17 protein-coding genes are annotated in these 19,736 nt (G+C 46.2%); 2 read left to right on the top strand and 15 right to left on the bottom strand.

All coding sequences use genetic code 11. The annotated features are described in order from the left end of the window. Nucleotides 1-105 precede the first annotated feature (105 nt). The 6 genes from rho to BLV00_RS10105 form a co-directional block, all read right to left on the bottom strand. A complete protein-coding gene (gene rho / locus BLV00_RS10080; RefSeq protein WP_093044854.1) occupies nt 106-1,407 on the bottom strand; it encodes a transcription termination factor Rho in 1,302 nt (433 codons plus the stop codon). 362 nt (nt 1,408-1,769) lie between these two features. Next, nucleotides 1,770-2,738: a class II fructose-bisphosphatase gene (gene glpX, locus BLV00_RS10085; protein WP_093044855.1), complete on the bottom strand. Its 969-nt coding sequence runs from the start codon at nt 2,736-2,738 to the stop codon at nt 1,770-1,772. A gap of 57 nt (nt 2,739-2,795) precedes the next feature. Beyond that, complete coding sequence (locus BLV00_RS10090) at nt 2,796-4,082, bottom strand: UDP-N-acetylglucosamine 1-carboxyvinyltransferase (RefSeq protein ID WP_093044856.1); 1,287 nt, start codon at nt 4,080-4,082, stop codon at nt 2,796-2,798. Between the two features lie 174 nt (nt 4,083-4,256). Continuing rightward, a complete protein-coding gene (gene fsa / locus BLV00_RS10095; protein WP_093044857.1) occupies nt 4,257-4,898 on the bottom strand; it encodes a fructose-6-phosphate aldolase in 642 nt (213 codons plus the stop codon). Nucleotides 4,899-4,991: 93 nt separating this feature from the next. Continuing rightward, on the bottom strand, nt 4,992-5,855 hold the full coding sequence (fba, locus tag BLV00_RS10100; protein WP_093044858.1) for a class II fructose-1,6-bisphosphate aldolase: 864 nt from the start codon (nt 5,853-5,855) through the stop codon (nt 4,992-4,994). Between the two features lie 184 nt (nt 5,856-6,039). Then, the gene (locus BLV00_RS10105) at nt 6,040-6,399 is read right to left on the bottom strand and encodes a response regulator (protein WP_093044859.1); all 360 of its coding nucleotides are present in this window, start codon (nt 6,397-6,399) and stop codon (nt 6,040-6,042) included. A 171-nt stretch (nt 6,400-6,570) separates the two neighbouring features. On the opposite strand from BLV00_RS10105, the gene BLV00_RS10110 reads away from it, so the two are divergent. Continuing rightward, the gene (locus tag BLV00_RS10110) at nt 6,571-7,086 is read left to right on the top strand and encodes a DUF2529 family protein (RefSeq protein ID WP_176791448.1); all 516 of its coding nucleotides are present in this window, start codon (nt 6,571-6,573) and stop codon (nt 7,084-7,086) included. A gap of 86 nt (nt 7,087-7,172) precedes the next feature. On the opposite strand, the gene BLV00_RS10115 is transcribed toward BLV00_RS10110, so the two are convergent. Together BLV00_RS10115 and rpoE are read right to left on the bottom strand one after the other, a co-directional pair. Beyond that, nucleotides 7,173-8,774, bottom strand: coding sequence for a CTP synthase (locus tag BLV00_RS10115; RefSeq protein WP_093044861.1), 1,602 nt, complete (start codon nt 8,772-8,774; stop codon nt 7,173-7,175). Between the two features lie 390 nt (nt 8,775-9,164). After that, nucleotides 9,165-9,692, bottom strand: a complete 528-nt coding sequence (gene rpoE, locus BLV00_RS10120; protein ID WP_093044862.1) for a DNA-directed RNA polymerase subunit delta — start codon at nt 9,690-9,692, stop codon at nt 9,165-9,167. Nucleotides 9,693-9,929: 237 nt separating this feature from the next. Here rpoE and BLV00_RS10125 point away from each other — a divergent pair, with 237 nt between their 5' ends. Further along, nucleotides 9,930-10,241 (top strand): hypothetical protein, encoded by a 312-nt coding sequence (locus BLV00_RS10125; protein WP_093044863.1) that lies wholly within the window; start codon nt 9,930-9,932, stop codon nt 10,239-10,241. A 156-nt stretch (nt 10,242-10,397) separates the two neighbouring features. On the opposite strand, the gene icmF is transcribed toward BLV00_RS10125, so the two are convergent. From icmF to BLV00_RS10160, 7 genes are read right to left on the bottom strand one after another with little or no spacing between them, the layout of a single operon-like run. Continuing rightward, complete coding sequence (icmF, locus tag BLV00_RS10130; protein WP_093044864.1) at nt 10,398-13,643, bottom strand: fused isobutyryl-CoA mutase/GTPase IcmF; 3,246 nt, start codon at nt 13,641-13,643, stop codon at nt 10,398-10,400. A 19-nt stretch (nt 13,644-13,662) separates the two neighbouring features. Further along, nucleotides 13,663-14,301: a TetR/AcrR family transcriptional regulator gene (locus BLV00_RS10135; RefSeq protein WP_093044865.1), complete on the bottom strand. Its 639-nt coding sequence runs from the start codon at nt 14,299-14,301 to the stop codon at nt 13,663-13,665. After that, nucleotides 14,294-15,244 (bottom strand): methylmalonyl Co-A mutase-associated GTPase MeaB, encoded by a 951-nt coding sequence (gene meaB / locus BLV00_RS10140; protein ID WP_093044866.1) that lies wholly within the window; start codon nt 15,242-15,244, stop codon nt 14,294-14,296. Before meaB ends, BLV00_RS10135 begins: the two co-directional genes overlap by 8 nt. A 16-nt stretch (nt 15,245-15,260) precedes the next feature. Then, a complete protein-coding gene (locus BLV00_RS10145; RefSeq protein WP_093044867.1) occupies nt 15,261-16,403 on the bottom strand; it encodes an acyl-CoA dehydrogenase in 1,143 nt (380 codons plus the stop codon). Between the two features lie 21 nt (nt 16,404-16,424). Next, nucleotides 16,425-17,570, bottom strand: coding sequence for an acyl-CoA dehydrogenase (locus BLV00_RS10150; protein WP_093044868.1), 1,146 nt, complete (start codon nt 17,568-17,570; stop codon nt 16,425-16,427). 21 nt (nt 17,571-17,591) lie between these two features. Beyond that, entirely contained in the window at nt 17,592-18,446 is an 855-nt protein-coding gene (locus BLV00_RS10155) for a 3-hydroxybutyryl-CoA dehydrogenase (RefSeq protein WP_093044869.1), read from the bottom strand. 50 nt (nt 18,447-18,496) lie between these two features. Beyond that, entirely contained in the window at nt 18,497-19,684 is a 1,188-nt protein-coding gene (locus tag BLV00_RS10160; RefSeq protein WP_093044870.1) for an acetyl-CoA C-acetyltransferase, read from the bottom strand. Nucleotides 19,685-19,736: the final 52 nt, after the last annotated feature.

Consider the following 19,736-nt stretch of genomic DNA (forward strand, 5'->3'; position numbering starts at 1 on the left):
GGAAACAGAGTTATTGTAAGAGCCGTATCAGGCAGAACCTGCCCTGTCTCGAAACTCACATAGAATGATTATAACAGGGGCATTTTTGCATTGCAAGAACTTGTTTTATTTTCCCTGGGGCTGAGCTCTTCTACCGGTCGACTTGCCTTTCATTTCCTTATCCATGATATCGAAAAACTCTTCGTTATTCTTCGAAGCTTTCAATCTGCGCATGAAACGTTCAGCGAAATCAGGAGTGTCAGACAATGCTTTACGAATCGCCCACATTTTTTCCAGATGTGTTTTAGGAAGCAGCAGTTCTTCTTTCCGTGTACCGGAGCGAAGCACGTCGATAGCTGGGAAAATACGACGCTGTGCCAGGCTGCGGTCCAGGTGAAGTTCCATGTTTCCTGTTCCTTTGAATTCTTCATAAATGACATCGTCCATCCGTGAGCCGGTATCGACAAGAGCGGTAGCCAAAATCGTAAAGCTTCCGCCTTCTTCGATGTTACGAGCAGCACCAAAGAACCGTTTCGGACGGTGGAATGCTGCCGGGTCGATCCCACCGGAAAGGGTACGTCCGCTTGGCGGAATGACCAGGTTGTAAGCACGGGCAAGCCGTGTGATACTGTCCATCAGTACGATGACGTCACGCTTCTGCTCCACAAGACGCATGGCTCGTTCCAGGACGAGCTCGGAAACTTTGATATGGTTTTCAGGTACTTCATCAAACGTCGAACTGACAACGTCCACATCTGGAGCAACCGAACGTTCGATATCCGTCACTTCTTCCGGTCGTTCATCTACAAGCAGGATGATTAATTTCGCCTCAGGATGGTTCAGAGAAACGCTGTGCGCAATCTCTTTAAGTAGCATCGTTTTACCGGCTTTCGGCGGCGCGACAATCAAACCACGCTGTCCGAATCCTACCGGCGCCATCAGATCCATGACCCTGGTGGAAATATTTTTACTTTTCGTTTCCAGCTTCATCATCCGGTCCGGGTAGAGCGGAGTCAAGGCCGGGAAGTGAACACGCTCTTTCGCGGTTTCAGGATCTTCACCGTTGACCGCATCAACATGAAGCAGCCCGTAATAACGTTCGTTTTCTTTGGGAGGACGTACTTTCCCAGAGACCTTATCCCCATTCCTTAAATCAAAACGACGAATTTGGGATGCAGAAATGTAGATATCCTCCGCGCTAGGTGAATAATTGATCGGTCGTAAGAAACCGAACCCTTCAGACGGGATGATTTCCAGGATTCCATCCATGAATAAATATCCGCCTTTTTCCGCCTGCGCTTTCAGAATGGCGAAAATCAGTTCCCGTTTTGTCAGTTTTGCATAATAAGATACTTTGAATTGCCGTGCTAATGAGTATAAATCTTTCAGGGTTAACGTTTCTAAATGAGATATTGTCAATTCAGCCACAAAATCACCACACTATTATATTTTTGTTACTTGGTTCTGTCTGCCGTCTTTAAGCCCTGCAACGCTATCTATCTAAAAAATAAATGTATAAACAGGAGGGGACAGCAAAAAAATTGGCAAAGTATGCTGTTCTTTTTCGAAAGAACACTTTTTGAAGTGATAGAAGAAATTCTCGAAGCTAATTTTGAGAAGCTTACAGAGGTTTTTCACTATTTAAGGGTTGTTTAAACTTTAACCATTTTAACTCTTTTCCATGAAACTATTCAATATAAATCTAAAAAAAAGTCAGATCTATCTTTAAAATGCTTATTTTTCAGCTTAAATAAGGGAAAAGGAAGCCGTTACGACGGCTCCCTTGCCTATTAAGGTTTGATTACTAGATTCGGTTTCTTTTTCAAGCTGTGATCCCCATCGATGAAACGGACAGTGCCTGATTTCGCACGCATGACAATCGTCTGTGTTGTTGCTTTCGTTCCTTTGAATTGTACCCCTTGCAACAGTTCACCGTCCGTTACGCCGGTAGCAGCAAAGATCGCGTCATCCCCGGAACAAAAATCGTCCATATAAAGGACTTTGTTGATATCTTCGATTCCCATGCTTTTGCAGCGTTCCAGCTCTTCATCATTGGCTGGAAGCAGCTTGCCCTGGATCTCGCCACCAAGACATTTCAACGCTGCAGCAGCAAGTACCCCCTCCGGGGCGCCGCCTGAACCGAACAGAATATCAACACCAGTATGATCGAACGCTGTATTGATGGCTGCAGCCACATCCCCATCAGGAATCAGCTTGATTCTTGCGCCAGCAGCACGAATTTCTTCAATGAGCCCTTCATGGCGCTTTCGGTTCAACACGATGGCTACCACATCTTCTACATCTTTGTTCTTCGCTTCCGCTACCGCCTTCAGGTTATCGGCAATCGAGGCATTGATATCCACTTTGCCTACCGCTTCAGGCCCGACAGCGATTTTATCCATGTACATGTCAGGGGCATGAAGCAGGGCACCATGATCAGCAATCGCAATGACAGCTAATGCATTCCATGTCCCCTGTGCCACAATGTTCGTCCCTTCTAACGGATCGACTGCAACGTCGACACGAGGGCCGTAGCCATTGCCGAGCTTCTCTCCAATGTAAAGCATCGGCGCTTCATCCATTTCCCCTTCACCGATAACGACGGTACCTTTCATCGGGATGGTATCAAAGACGTCGCGCATGGCAGATGTCGCTGCATCATCCGCTTCCTCTTTTTTCCCTCTTCCCATCCATCGTGCAGATTTAAGTGCAGCCGCTTCGGTCACACGTACCAATTCCATTGTCAAACTTCTTTCCATGGTTATTCCTCTCCATTCATATCTGAATTTTTCCCCATCTCCATGGAAACTAAGATCTTATGAATTCTGAAACTGTTCTACTTCCTCTTCGGTCATTTTTTCATGCCAGATAGTCGCCCCAAGATTCGTGAGCTTCTCTACGAGGTCCTCATATCCTCGCTCGATATGCTCGATTCCAGTGACTTCTGTAATCCCCTTTGACATCAGACCAGCAATAACCAGAGCTGCTCCGGCACGGAGGTCGGTCGCTTTGACTTTCGCCCCTTGCAATGGAGATGGACCAGCCACAATCGCTGCTCCACCCTCCACCTTAATATGGGCATTCATTCGGCGCAGTTCATCGATATGTTTGAAACGCGCCTGATAGATTGTATCTGTGACAACGCCTGTCCCGTAAGCTTTTGTCAAAAGTGACGTGAATGGCTGCTGTAAATCCGTTGGGAATCCTGGATAAACAAGTGTTTTGATATCGACACTCTTCAACTTATCACTCGTTTTAATGAACAATTGCTCATCGCCTTCGTCTACCGTGACTCCCATTTCACGCAGTTTGGCGAGCAGAGACTCCAAGTGCTGGGGAATAACGTTATCAATCAGGATTCCGTCCCCAAGGGCTGCTGCCAGAATCGTATAGGTTCCTGCTTCGATACGATCCGGAATAATCGTGTGGTTACAGCCGCTAAGTTGATCCACCCCTTCAATCCGGATGACATCCGTACCTGCACCTTTGATTTTCGCTCCCATACTGGTAAGCAGGGTAGCAACATCAATGATTTCAGGTTCCTTGGCAGCATTCTCAATAACCGTTTTTCCTTTAGCCCGAACTGCCGCCAGCATAATATTGATGGTCGCGCCGACACTGACCACATCCAGGTAGATGCGTGCGCCGCGCAGCTCTTCGGCACGCAGGTAAATGGCTCCCTGTTCGTTCGTCACCTGTGCTCCTAACGCTTCAAAACCTTTGATATGCTGATCGATCGGACGTGGACCGAGATGGCAGCCTCCCGGAAGTCCAATAACTGCTTTTTTGAAACGGCCGAGCATTGCGCCCATGAAATAATAGGAGGCTCGCAGCTTCTTCACTTTACCATTTGGAAGAGGCATGGAAATCATTTCCGATGGGTCGATTTCAATTGTCTGCCCCTCTTTCTTCACCGTGCCGCCTATTTCCTCCAGCAAGTCGCTTAGGATCTGCAAATCAGAAATCTTAGGCAGACCTTCGATCGTGACTGGCGATTCAGCCAATATAGCTGCTGGGAGCAAGGCAACCGCACTATTCTTTGCGCCGCCGATCCGTACTGAACCTTCTAATCTTTTACCGCCTTCTACAAGTAATTTTTGCATGGCTAACTCCTCGCTTTTAATCCTGCAATCTACCCGCAAATTTCTCATTGAAGCAGAGTATTGCAAGTGATTGTCCGATTGATTGACATTCCCGGCAGTGTCTATTCCAAGAAATCCAGTTCTCAGTCAACCTGTTCCTGCGCTGTTAGTTTGTACAATTTTACCAATTTCATGCTATTTTTGTTGATTCCAATCAGCAAGAAATTTCTCAATACCCTGATCCGTCAACGGATGTTTCACCAATTGATTCAATACTTTAAAAGGAACCGTTGCGATATGAGCCCCATTCATAGCAGCTTCTGTGACATGAACGGGATGGCGGACGGATGCAGCGATGATTTCTGTTTCGATAGCATGGCGGTCGAAAATGTCCGCAATCTGAGCAATTAATTCCAAGCCGTTATGACCGATATCGTCCAGACGACCTAAGAATGGAGAGACATAAGCTGCTCCTGCTCTTGCCGCAAGTAAAGCCTGATTGGCAGAGAAAATTAGTGTCACATTGACTTTGATATTAAGATCGGTTAATGCTTTGACCGCCTTCAGACCTTCCATCGTCATCGGCACCTTTACTGTAATATTCGGTGCAATCGCCGCAAGTTCCTTCCCTTCACGGATCATTCCTTCTGCATCCTCGGATACTACTTCTGCACTGACAGAGCCGTCTACTTCTGCTGTGATTTCTTGCAAACGTTCATGAAAAGAAACGCCTTCTTTAGCTACCAGGCTTGGATTTGTCGTCACCCCGGCCAGTATACCTAAAGCATTGGCTTCTTTGATATCCTCGATATTTGCTGTATCAATAAAAAATTTCATGTAAATAATCCTCCCCATCGATGATTGCGTTTTCATAATATGTTGAAAAGGAAACCGTTCTGAAAAAACGGCTTCCTTTGTTCATCTGTTTATTTATGCTTTGTTGGAAGAACCGAACTCACGCATTTTGCCAATCACTGTTTCTTTGATGGCGTCGCGTCCTGGTCCCAAATATTTACGTGGATCATATAGATCCGGCTTTTCCGCCAAAACTTCACGGACTTTCTTGCCTTGAGCGATTTGGTTTTCGGTATTTACGTTGATTTTCGCTGTACCAAAAGAGATCGCTTTTTTAATGTCGTGTGTCGGAATGCCTGTACCACCGTGAAGGACAAGCGGTTTATCGACAAGACCCATAATTTCTTCCATGCGATCGAAACCAAGGTTCGGCTCCCCTTTATAAGGGCCATGGACAGAACCTAATGCTGGTGCGAATACATCAACGTCAGTTTCGTCAACCAGCTGCTTGCATTCAGATGGAATAGCATAAGCTGCTTCTGCGTCATCAACGATCAAGTCATCTTCTTGGCCACCGACACGGCCAAGTTCTGCTTCAACAGAAACACCATGAAGATGCGCAAGTTCTACGACTTTTTTAGTCACTGCGATATTTTCATCCAGCGGATCGTGGGAAGCGTCGATCATGACAGAAGTGAATCCTGCATGAATCGCTTTTGCACAGCTTTCAAAGCTGGAACCATGGTCAAGGTGAATGGCAACAGGAACCGTAGTTCCATAAGCATCCATCAATGCTTTTACCATGGACACCACTACATTGAAACCACCCATATATCTAGCTGCACCTTCGGATACACCGAGGATGACTGGTGATTTTTCTTCTTCTGCTGCTTGAAGAATCGCTTGTGCGTATTCCAGGTTATTCAGGTTGAACTGCCCAACACCGTAGCGTTGTTCCTTAGCAGTTTCGAGCATTTCCTTCATTGATACTAAAGGCATGAAAGCTCCTCCTTCGAATGGGTATATTATTTACTAGCACATTTGCAAATCGACTCACAGACATGCTATGTATGTGTAATCACAATTATAAGAATACCAATACCAAGACGAAGGTGCAACAATCCAAGAAGGATAGAGCGCTTACATCAAAAAATTTCTCAAATAGTCAATTTTTGTACACTTTTCATTGCATAATTTTGGTGATTAATTCCCGGATATCCATGATATTAAACGGTTTAGAAACCACTTTTTTCACAAAGTGGAAGTTCTTTTCTTCACCGAGGCTTTCCACAGATAAACCCGTCATCAGAATGGCTGGTTTGTCGTATCCTGTCTCATTCAAATGGTGCAGCAGTTCACCGCCATTCATGACCGGAAGGTTATAGTCGACCACCAACAGGCTCGGGTCATTTGCTTCAATATAATCCAGTGCCTCACGCCCTGTTTCGGCACAAGCCACAGCATATCCTTCTCCTTTGACCACTTCTTCCAGTAAAAGCCTGATACCTGGCTGGTCGTCTACAATCAACACTTCTTTGGCCATGATCGCTCGCCTACCTTTCTGCAGTTAGATTACGCTCATATAATACCTCCTTCTTTTTTCATTCGATATAAATTGACTTTTTTCCTGCTTATGGCAGCTTTAATTTATTCTCAACATCAGCCATTTGTGCTAAGCTATGAAAATTGAATGGTAAATAGAGGTGGGATAATCATGATGAAGATGCTGACTACCCAATTGACAGGTAAGTTCCAGCAAATCGAGGAAAAAGAAACGCTCGCTATCGAGGAGGCAGCCAGGGCGCTGGCTCAAGCGATTGTAGGAGATGGAAACATTTTTGTGAGAGGCTTTGAAGAAATGCAGGCTATCGAAGCGGAAATGGTAGAAGGAAAAGAAACGTTACCAAAATGCCAGCGTTATCAATCCGGTACCGAGCTGACTTCCATCGACCGGGTGATTCTCGCAGCAAGGTTCGCGGATCACGAAGAAGCGACGGCTATTATGCAAAAAGCCCAAGCGCAGGGATCACAGGTGATCAGCTTGTCCTCCGTAAAAACCAATGAAGACCCCCTATACAAACAGGCTGATTTTCCGGTCGATACGAAAGTGACCGACTCTCTGTTACCTTTTGACATGGAACGAATCTGTTTTCCGAGTGCCATGACCGCACTTTACAGTTATTATGCTATCTACATTACTGTAAAAGAAATCCTATCCGAATACGAATGACTCCCCCACTTACTGCGACATATGGAAATGGAACCATCCATGCTAAAAAAGCGCGAAACCTTCGATGAGGTTTCGCGCTTTTTTTATTATTTTTTATAGGTAGAAGCAGCTCCGATAAATCCGTAGAACAATTCCTGCGGACGAGTCGGACGGGACTTGAACTCTGGATGGAACTGGCTTGCTACAAACCAGGGATGATCTTCGACTTCGATAATTTCAATCAGGCGGCCATCAGGACTGGTGCCGCTGAAAGAGAAACCTTTTTCTTCCATTTCTTCCCGGTAATGATTATTGAACTCGAACCTGTGACGGTGACGTTCGTAAATGACCTCTTCTCCGTAAGCTTCTTTAGCTTTGGAGCCTTCTTGCAGCTTACATGGATAGATGCCAAGTCGTAACGTTCCACCAAGATCAGAAATTTCTTTTTGTTCCGGAAGAAGGTCGATAATTGGATGAGGTGTTGCTGGATCGATTTCAGCGGAGTGCGCACCCTCTAAACCAAGTACGTTACGCGCGAACTCGACAGTAGCCAGCTGCATGCCTAGGCAGATTCCCAGGAATGGCACCTTATTCTCACGGGCAAAACGAATCGCCTCGATTTTACCTTCGATTCCTCGATCTCCGAAGCCACCCGGGACAAGAATACCGTCAACTCCGGCAAGTTTATCTTCAACATTGGACGGATCCACTTCTTCAGAGTTGATCCATTGGATATCAACATCTGCATCGTATGGATAGCCTGCATGTTTCAATGCTTCTACGACAGAAATATAGGCATCAGGCAATTCGACGTATTTTCCGACAAGGCCGATTGTCAGTTTATCAGATAAATGGGTAACTTTATCCACTAATTGATTCCACTCAGCCATATCGGCAGGCTTACAATCCAAGCTGAAATGATCACAAGTTAATTGATCAAGCTTTTGTTCCTGGAGGATCAATGGAATTTTGTAAAGAGTATCCGCATCAGGGCACTCAATTACCGCTTTTTTATTAATGTCCCCGAAAAGAGCAATCTTTTCTTTCATCTCTTCGGAAATTTCCATCTCCGTACGCAGCACGATCACATCCGGCTGAATACCAAGCGAGCGGAGTTCTTTGACACTGTGCTGTGTCGGCTTCGTTTTCATTTCACCCGCTGCCTTGATATAAGGAACAAGCGTACAGTGAATATACATGACGTGATCGCGTCCAATATCACTCTTGATTTGACGAATCGCTTCCAGGAATGGAAGGGATTCGATATCCCCTACGGTGCCGCCGATTTCAGTAATGACGACATCTGCGTTTGTCTCATGACCGGCACGGAAAACACGATCTTTGATTTCGTTCGTAATATGTGGAATGACCTGGACGGTTCCACCCAGATAATCACCGCGACGTTCTTTTTTAATGACGTGGGAGTATACTTTCCCTGTCGTTACGTTGCTGAATTTATTCAAGTTTATATCGATAAAACGCTCATAGTGGCCAAGGTCCAAGTCAGTCTCAGCACCATCGTCTGTCACGAACACTTCTCCATGCTGATATGGACTCATCGTACCAGGGTCTACGTTCAAGTATGGATCGAATTTTTGGATAGTCACTTTCAACCCACGGTTTTTCAATAAACGGCCAAGTGAAGCGGCTGTGATTCCTTTACCTAAGGAAGACACTACCCCACCTGTTACAAAAATGTATTTTGTCACGGTCATCCCTCTTTCTTCTGTAATCTTTCTTATATCATGACCTACTGGTTGCTTCAGCAGTCATAAAAATTAACAAGTAAATGTAGTGGAGCAAATAAGAAAAGCGCAAGCGCCCTGAAAGACACGACACGCATAAGCAAAACGGCTGGAGGAAGGCGTTCTTTCCTTCCGCAAGACGGGTTGCTTATGTCGCGGATGTCTGGGCGCTGAAGCTAACCAATTCTTCGCAACCAAATCTTATACTTTAATCCTTTTAACAAAGTTAAATTTTCATAAAGTAAAAATAAAAAGCGCTCCCCGGTTATGGGGAGCGCTTCTAGGTTCGTTTCACGAAATTTTAAGAGCCCAAATAAGATTGTACTTATTTATGGTTCGAAAGTCAAGCGGCAATCAGAGGTCGTCATCTTCCTCGTCATCATCGCCAATGAAGCTGATATCGTCTTCAATGACCTCTTCCTCTTCTTCATCAAGGTCATCGTTGTCATAATCACCTTCGAAACCATCATCGCTCTCATCAAGATTCAAATCTTCATCATCCAAACCAAGGTCTTCCTCAAGATCTTCTTCGAACAATGCTTCATCTGCAGTTTTTTCTTTCACTTTACGCTTTGGCTTTTTCTTTTTACGTTTCTTCGGCAGGTTGGAAATTTCTTCTTCCATCTGTTCTACCGGGTACCAGCGCTTCAGTCCCCATTTATTCGTGCCAATCGTCATGAATCCGCCGTCAATGTTCATATCCGTATAGAACTGGGCGATATAATTTTCCTTTTGTTTCTCCGTATAGCCCTTCATATCAGCAATCTCGTGGAACAAGTCATTGAAGTCGACTGCCTCTCTTTTTTCTTCCAGCATAACCGCCGCAAGATCAATCATGGACATTTCTTCAATTTGATCTTTACTATACTCTTTCAAGCTCAAGGTCCAGCACTCCTTTAATGATAATTAAGGTATATATGTCTACTTTTATCAAGTCCTACAATTCTCATATTTAACCATACCTAATATTATATGGTTAGCCTATATAAAAATCAATGATTGGGAGATTTTCTATCCAAACAGGCTGAAATCCATGCCATTTGGTTTGGTCTTGCTGCATTTTTATCGTAAAATAAGTCTATCCGAAGTTCAGTTACATTAAACAAAGGAGAGATTTTCATGCGGATTGCAAAATGGCTCCTCATCATCTTTGCCGTCTTCGTCGGCGGGTATTATTTATACACTAATTACGGGATGATCAACACAGAGGAACTGACTGGTGTCCAGATCGAGAAGAAGGACCACAAGGGTGACGCTTACTATATTTATGTCGACGGAGATAAATATAAAGTGAAAGATGAAAATATTTGGATGCTTTTGGACAAAGAAAAGAATTATGACCTTACTTATGAATGGTACGGACAGACTACTCCATCCATCAAGAAAATCAATCAAACCGGCGACCATGACGCCGTTGGCGGTGGACACTAACTCCGCTAAAACACTCTCACTCCGTATGGGAGTGTTTTTGTTTATGAAATTTCGGCTTATGACCAAGCATCTTATGCCGAAAGCCTTAGTGTTCAATTTTTTTAAGTGAAAATAAAAGGACTCCCAGTGTGAACTGAGAGTCCTTTCCTTTTAGGGTTACATATTCCGGCGATATTGTCCGCCTACTTCATAGAGGGCGTTGGTGATTTGTCCGAGACTTGCTGACTTCACTGTTTCCATCAATTCTGCGAAGATGTTGCCGTCGCTTGCTGCTACCTCTTTTAAGCGCTGTAATGCTTCTTCTGTTTTATCCTCATTCGTTTTTTGGAATTCACGCAGCGTCTGAATTTGATGTTCTTTTTCTTCCTTCGTAGCACGTGCAATTTCCATCGAATTGATCTCATCTTCTGAAGGCGGTGTCGGGTTCAAGTAGGTGTTGACGCCGACAATTGGCAGGTCGCCGCTATGCTTTTTGCTTTCATAATAAAGCGATTCTTCCTGTATCTTGCCACGCTGGTATTGGCGTTCCATCGCGCCTAGTACACCGCCGCGGTCGTTAATGCGTTCGAATTCCTGCAGGACTGCTTGCTCCACCATATCGGTCAACTGCTCGATGATATAGGCTCCCTGGAGGGAGTTTTCATTTTTCGTCAGACCGAACTCCTTACTGATGATCATCTGAATCGCCATCGCACGGCGTACGGATTCCTCCGTAGGCGTGGTGATCGCCTCATCATAAGAATTGGTGTGGAGCGAGTTACAGTTGTCCTGGATAGCAATCAACGCCTGCAACGTAGTACGGATATCGTTGAAGTTGATTTCCTGTGCGTGCAAGGAACGTCCGGAAGTCTGAATATGATACTTCAGCTTCTGGCTCCGCTCATTCGCACCGTACTTCTCTTTCATAATGATTGCCCAGATTCTTCGGGCAACGCGTCCCATCACCGTGTATTCGGGATCTAAACCATTCGAGAAGAAAAATGACAGGTTCGGTGCAAATTTGTTGATATCCATGCCACGGCTCAAGTAATACTCGACATACGTAAATCCGTTCGCCAACGTGAACGCAAGCTGGGTAATCGGGTTCGCTCCCGCTTCGGCAATATGATAGCCGGAAATCGAGACAGAATAGTAGTTGCGTACTTCATGGTCAATGAAGTACTGCTGGATATCCCCCATCATGCGCAAGGCGAATTCCGTTGAGAAAATACATGTGTTTTGGCCCTGGTCTTCTTTCAAAATGTCTGCCTGAACCGTTCCACGCACGACATGCAGGGTTTCTGCTTTGATTTGCTCCATTTCTTCTGCGTCTGGCTTACGTCCCTGTTCTTTCTCAAATTTCTCGAGCTGCTGATCGATCGCTGTGTTCATGAACATCGCCAAAATGATTGGCGCAGGTCCATTGATCGTCATGGAAACAGATGTCAGGGGATCTGTCAGATCAAAGCCGTCATACAGCTTTTTCATATCTTCTAACGTACAAATACTGACACCGCTTTCCCCGACTTTCCCGTAAATGTCCGGGCGTTCATCCGGGTCTTCTCCATATAAAGTAACAGAGTCAAAAGCAGTACTTAACCGCTTGGCATCATCGTCTTTCGACAGATAGTGAAAACGGCGGTTGGTCCGTTCTGGTGTACCTTCTCCGGCAAACTGGCGTTTCGGGTCTTCCCCTTTTCGCTTGAACGGGAATACGCCTGCTGTAAACGGAAATGCGCCTGGTACATTTTCCTTGAGAAGCCAGACGAGACGGTCACCCCAGTCGTTGTAAGATGGCAAGGCAACTTTCGGTATTTTTAACCCGGCCAGACTTTCTGTCGTCAGATCCATGGTGATTTCCTTATCCCGTACTTTAAAAGTGTAGGTATCGCCGCTGTATCGTTCATGAAGCGCATCCCAATCATCCAATTTTTCTTTCGCTTTCGGATCGACGTCCTGCTCATATTGCTTGATCAATGCTTCGATTTTTTCCTTCGCTTCTTCATCTTCCAATGCTTCTGCTGTCCCTTTCAATTGGTACAGTTTGCGAGCTTTTTCTGCCTGCTGTTCTGCATTGTCATGGTAGTTGCGCACCAGCATAGCGATATCACGCAAGTATTGTTTCCGTTCGTTCGGGATGATGACATTCTGTTTTTCCACATTTGCTGTTCTTTCAAAAGAAGTTGCCTCTCCCCAATCATAGCCTTGGTTCAACTTATCAATGATGGCTGCGAACAGGGTATTCGTTCCCGGGTCATTGAACTGGCTGGCGATGGTCCCAAAGACAGGGAAAGTACTCGGATCTTGATGAAACAGCATATGGCTGCGTTCATATTGCTTACACACTTGCTGGTATGCATCCTCGGATCCTTTTTGTTCAAATTTATTGATGACAATGAAGTCAGCAAAATCGATCATATCAATTTTTTCAAGTTGGGACGGTGCTCCAAATTCCGCTGTCATGACATACATAGATAAGTCGGAAACTTCCGTTACAGCTGCGTTGCCCTGACCGATGCCGCTTGTTTCCACGATGATAAAATCCACTCCAGCCGCTTTGACGACCTGGATCGCTTCCTCAATCGCTTTCGATAACTCCGATTTAGAGTCTCTTGTTGCGAGCGAGCGCATATAGACACGGGGATTAAAAATCGCGTTCATACGGATTCTGTCTCCTAATAATGCTCCTCCGGTTTTTTTCTTTGTCGGGTCAATCGAAAGAATGGCCACTTTCTTGTCAGGAATTTCATTTAAAAAGCGCCGGATCAATTCATCGGTCAAGGAACTTTTTCCTGCTCCTCCGGTACCTGTAATTCCCAATACCGGGATATTCTTCGTCTCACTTTGTTTCACAGCTGCTTCAAATTGAGCAGCAGCTTCACGATCCTCTTCCGGCGTGTTCTCTACATAAGTAATGAAACGAGCGATCGCCTGATGATCTCCCTTTTCCAGTTCCTTAATGGTTTCTTCCGGAACGAGTGGCGGCAAGAAGTCGCACTCTTCCATCATCTGGTTGATCATACCCTGCAGACCATGCTCACGCCCGTCCTCCGGTGAAAATACCCGTGCAACACCATACTCGTGGAGCTCTTTGATTTCACGCGGCAGGATGACGCCCCCACCTCCGCCATACACGCGGATATGGCCTGCTCCTTTTTCGTTCAACAAATCAATCATATATTTAAAATATTCGACATGACCGCCCTGGTAAGAAGAAACCGCAATACCCTGGGCATCCTCCTGGATGGCCGTATTGACAACATCTTCGACAGAGCGATTGTGACCAAGGTGAATGACCTCGGCACCGGTCGATTGTAAAATCCGGCGCATAATATTAATAGAAGCATCATGTCCATCGAATAAGCTCGAAGCTGTCACGAACCGGACCGGGTACTTCGGCTGGTAAACCGTAGGTTGTTCCATCGTTCCCATCCTCCTTCAGTTATGAAGTTTGTTGATTCTGTATACTATTTACATTGAGACCTTCTAATAAAAAGTGGACTTGACGCTTTGTATAGCTTTCGAGCGTAAATTCTTTTTGCAGCATCCAGCGCCGGAAGCCCCACATTTGTCCCTGGATGAATATATTGTTGGCAATCAAAGAAATATCCTGTTCTGCCATTGGCGTGGAAATGCTGTTTCGGATCACCTGGGTCAGCATCTCCAGCATATCTTTTTCCTTTTGCAGCACATATTCCTGCGCATCCCGGGAAAGGGATTTAACCTCTTGATACATCACGACAACTTCATCCTGCATATCATCCATCAGTTGAAAATAGGAAGTGACCGCATGAATCAAGCTATCGATCGTCTTCTTTTCGGTATCAATGACCTGCTCCATCCTGTCCTTCACCCGCTCATAAATGGAATCACAGACAAGAAACAGCACATCCTCCTTGGTACGGATATATTCATAGAGGGTGCCGATGCTGAAGCCCGAGGCCTTCGCGATTTCCCTGGTTGTCGTTTTATGGAACCCTTTTTCGATAAAAAGAGAAACGGCTCCCTTGATCATCTGGTTGCGTCTCTTTTCGACGAGACCCTGATCTTTGATCGATGAGGGCACCTGTTGATCAGCCATGGCTATTCCCTCCTTTCACTTTCCATTCCTGGAACCATTCTTTAGCCAACTGGTAAGGGTCGGAATCTGCATCCTGGAAAGCCTGCTGTTTTTGATGATCATTCTCTATCGTCTGCTCGACATCCCGCCAGATTTCTTCCCGGATCAAATCATAGACTTCCAGTTTCAGCTGATGCTGCCGCTGCTCTTCCCCTTTTGCCGTTTCATATAAGTAGTCATGATGACGGCTGATTTCCTGCCATAACTGGTCGATTCCTTCATTCCGGGTGGAAATTGTCTGGACAATCGGGGGCACCCACCCTTTTGGATTGGCAATCATCATATATTCTTCAAGCGTCGTTTTCAGGCGCTGCACGCCTGGTAAGTCCGCTTTATTGATAATGAAGAGGTCAGCGATTTCCATGATCCCTGCTTTGAATATCTGTAACACGTCTCCACTATTCGGAGTAAGAACCAGCCCTGTCGTATCAGCAACTTTCATGATATCGAGCTCGGACTGTCCGACACCGACAGTTTCCACAAGAATTACGTCAAATCCGTAAGCATCGCAAACCCGGATTGTATCCTTCGTCGCCCGTGCAAGGCCGCCAAGGCTTCCACGTGTCGCCATACTGCGGATAAAAATGCCTGGATCCGTAAAATGCTGGTTCATGCGGACACGGTCCCCTAGCAGGGCACCGCCGCTGAACGGACTAGTCGGGTCGACTGCGATGACCGCTACCGTCAGGTCCTGTGCTCGCAGATGCGAAAGCAGACGATTGACGAGTGAACTCTTCCCAGCACCAGGGGAACCGGTAATCCCGATATAATGGGCGTTTTTTTTGAATGAGAAAATATCACTCAGCATATCCAGCTTTTCCGGCGCGTCGTTCTCTACAAGTGTGATGGCTCTCGCAAGAGCCCGCATATCCTGTTGTTGGATCCGTTCAGCTAATGGGTGCATAATAGCTTCCTTTCTCCTATTCTTTCGTCAGCATACGTCCGATGACAAGACGCTGGATTTCGTTGGTACCTTCATAGATTTGGGTAATTTTTGCATCACGCATGTAACGCTCGACTGGATAGTCCTTCGTATAGCCGTATCCGCCGTAAACTTGGACAGCTTCAACGGTATGCCGCATCGCAGCATCACCTGCATACAATTTAGCCATAGCAGACGCTTTCGCATAAGGCTTGCCTTCTGATTCGAGGTATGCTGCCTGGTACGTCAACAGACGGGCAGCTTCCACATCTGTTGCCATGTCAGCAAGTTTGAAAGAAACTCCCTGGTTCTGCGCAATCGGCTTGCCGAATTGTTCCCGCTCTTTCGCATAGGCTACGGACGCATCAAGAGCGCCCTGGGCAATCCCGACTGCTTGCGCGGCAATCCCGTTACGACCGCCATCCAATGTCATCATCGCAATCTTGAAACCTTTGCCCTCTTCTCCCAGCAGGTTTTCTTTAGGAACCTTGCAATCTTCGAAAATCAATTCGGTTGTAGGAGAAGAGCGGATGCCTAATTTCTTTTCTTTTTTACCGAATGTGAATCCTGGTGTGCCTTTTTCTACAATGAAAGCACTGATGCCACGGCTGCCTGCATCCGGGTCCGTTTTTGCAAATACAATATAAATGTCCGCGACGCCACCATTGGTGATCCAGACTTTGCTGCCATTCAGTACATACTGATCTCCGTCAAGCTTCGCCTGGGTACGCATGGAAGCTACGTCACTACCTGCCCCGGGCTCGGACAGGGCGTATGCTCCAAGCTTTTCTCCAGAAGCAAGCTGAGCAAGGAAGGTCTTCTTCTGCTCTTCATTCCCGAATTTATAAATCGGCCAGCTGGCAAGGGATATGTGTGCGGATAATGTCACACCCGTGGAAGCACAGACACGTGATAGTTCCTCTACTGCAATGACATAGCTGACAAAGTCTGATCCGATACCGTTGTACTCCTCCGGCCATGGGATACCGGTCAATCCGAGTTCCGCCATCTTATCAAAGATCTCCCGGTCAAAACGTTCCTCTTCATCCCGTTCAGCTGCTGTCGGTTCCACTTCATTCTTTGCAAAATCACGCACCATTTTACGTAGCATTTCTTGTTCTTCGGTCAATTGAAAGTTCATGTCGGTATCCTCCCTGAAATATTAGTCCTTCAATAAATGTTTGCTGATTACGATATGCTGAATTTCATTCGTGCCTTCATAGATTTCACAAACCTTGGCATCACGGAAAAATCGCTCAACTGGATAATCTTCCGTGTAGCCATAGCCACCGTACACCTGAACAGCTTCAATCGCGTTTTTCACCGCTGTTTTCGAAGCATACATTTTCGCCATCGAAACTTCTTTGTTACAAGGGGCACCCGCTTCCTTCAAAGAAGCAGCATGATAGGTCAATAGTTTAGCTGCCTCTACTTCTGTTGCCATATCGGCAAGCTTAAAAGCAAGCCCTTGCTGCTGGGCAATCGGTTTACCGAATTGCTCCCTTTCTTTCGCGTAAGCAACCGCATGCTCCATCGCCGCTTCGGCAATCCCCAACGACTGGGCTGCAATTCCGATTCTTCCGGAATTGAGATTGGACATCGCGATCTTGAACCCTTCTCCTTCGTTCCCGAGCATCTGCGCTGAGGAAACTTCACAGTTGTCGAACGTCAATTGGACCGTGCTGGATCCATGAAGCCCCATTTTCTTTTCTTTCTTACCGATTATAAGGCCTGGCGTATCTTTTTCGACGATGAACGTGCTGACCCCCTGGTAGCCATTTTCATCCATGTTGGTACGGGCGAAAACGATATAGGTGTCCGCTTCTCCCCCATTCGTAATGAACACTTTCGAACCGTTCAGGATATATTTGTCTCCCTGTTTGACGGCCCGGGTTTTCAAACTTCCTGCATCCGACCCGGCACTTGGTTCTGTCAGGGCAAAGGCTCCGAGATACTCACCGGAGGCAAGTTTCGGAATATATTTCTGCTTCTGTTCCTCGGTTCCGAAATTCAAAATCGGCAGTGTGCCGACCGATGTGTGCACGGATAGGATGACACCTACTGTCGCACTTACTTTGGATAATTCGTGGATGGCAATGATATAGGAGGTATAATCCATCTCAGAACCGCCGTATTTTTCTGGAATTGGAATCCCCATCAATCCCAATTCTCCCATTTTGGTGACGATCTCCCGCGGAAAACGGCCTTCTGTCTCCATTTTCTCTATCGCTGGGGCTACTTCTTTCTGAGCGAAATCGCGCACCATTTTTCGCATCATTTCCTGTTCATCTGTAAAATGTAGATTCATCGTTGTCCTCTCCCCTGACAATCAATTTTCATACGTATAGAAGCCGCGCCCTGATTTTTTACCGAGCCAGCCAGCCTTGACGTATTTGCGCAACAATGGACATGGGCGATATTTACTGTCACCGAAGCCTTCGTGCAGCACTTCCATGATATACAGGCATGTATCGAGCCCGATAAAGTCAGCCAGTGTCAGAGGTCCCATCGGATGGTTCATGCCGAGCTTCATGACTGTGTCGACATCTTCCGGTGTAGCAACTCCTTCATAGACCGTATAGATCGCTTCATTGATCATCGGCATCAGCACACGATTCGATACGAACCCTGGGAAGTCATTGACTTCGACTGGTGTCTTGCAAATTTTTTCGGTCATGTCTTTGATAGATTGATAGGTTTCATCGCTCGTTTGCAAGCCGCGAATAATTTCTACCAGCTTCATCACTGGTACCGGATTCATGAAATGCATACCGATTACCTGCGATGGCCGGTTTGTGACCGCCGCGATCTCTGTGATAGGAAGGGAGGATGTATTGGATGCCAGAATCGCATGCTCCGGAGCAACTTCATCCAGTTTTTTGAATAAATTTGTTTTGACATCCATATTTTCAACTATCGCTTCGATTACCAGATCACAGCTTGATGCTTCCGTGATATCCGTCGTAAAGGACAAGTTATCCAGCGCTTTTTGCTTCTCTTCTTCAGCAAGACGCCCTTTCTCTACGGAACGTGCCAGACGTTTCTCAATTCCTGCTTTTCCTTTATCCAACGCTTCCTCAGCGATATCATTCAATTTGACAGCAAAACCGTACTGAGCACATACTTGTGCAATTCCGGCGCCCATCTGTCCGGCCCCGATCACCATGACTTGTTTAATGGACATAGAAAAACCCCTTTCTTATTTACGTTTAGGAAACAACGTTACCTAGATGTTTATTGTTTCGGCACTTCGATCAGGACTGCATCTCCCTGGCCACCGCCACTGCAGATGGCCGCGATTCCTAACCCACCGCCACGGCGCTTCAATTCATAAGCAAGCGTAAGGATAATGCGTGCACCGCTTGCACCGATCGGATGGCCCATAGCTACGGCACCGCCGTTAACGTTGACTTTTTCTTCATCCAGACCGGCAATTTTACCGCTTGCCAATGATACAGCAGCAAATGCCTCGTTCACTTCGAACAGGTCGATTTCGTCCAATGATTTCCCTGCCTTTTTCAACAGTGAATTGATGACAAGGCCCGGTGTTTTCGGAAAGTCTTTCGCTTCGACAGCGACTTCATCGTGTGCAAGAATGGTTGCCAGCGTCTCTGCTCCCATTTCTTTCGCTTTTTCATCGGACATCAATAACATTGCGCAGGCACCGTCATTTACTCCTGGAGCGTTTCCTGCTGTAATCGTTCCGTTTGAACCGAATACGGGGCGCAGCTTAGCAAGTGATTCTTTCGAGGTATCTTTCCGTGGCGCTTCATCATTTTCCACGACGACTGGGTCACCTTTTCGTTGCGGTACATCAACAGGAATTATTTCTTCTGCCAGCTTGCCGTCCTCCATCGCTTTGATTGCCCGCTGATGACTGCGATACGCCCAATCATCCTGTGCCTCACGGCTTAATTCATATTCTTCAGCGACATTATTTCCATAGTTGCCCATGTGAACACCGTCAAATGAACAAGTAAGACCGTCATGAACCATTAAATCTTTGACCGCAGCATCGCCCATGCGTAAGCCCCAGCGTGCTTTCGGCATAAAGTATGGCGCATTACTCATGCTTTCCATACCACCTGCAACGATGACATCTTCGTCTCCAAGACGGATGAACTGGTCGGCCATCGTGACACTACGCATACCGGAAGCACATACTTTATTGATCGTTTCTGTTTTCACTTCCCATGGAATTCCAGCTTCACGAGCTGCCTGGCGGGATGGAATCTGACCCTGTCCCCCTTGAAGTACAGTCCCCATAATCACCTCGTTGACGTCCTCTGCTTTGTAATTGGCACGTTCCAATGCGGCTTTGATTACTTTTCCGCCCAGCTGGGATGCAGTCAATGTACTAAGCGCTCCTCCGAATTTGGCAAATGGCGTCCTTGCTCCCGATACGATCACTGTTTTTCTCATGTTAAAAGTCCTCCCTTTTTTGATAACGCTTACAAATAATATGGAATAAAAA

It is taken from the genome of Thalassobacillus cyri, from assembly GCF_900107755.1.
GTDB classification, from domain to species: Bacteria; Bacillota; Bacilli; order Bacillales; family Halobacillaceae; genus Thalassobacillus; species Thalassobacillus cyri.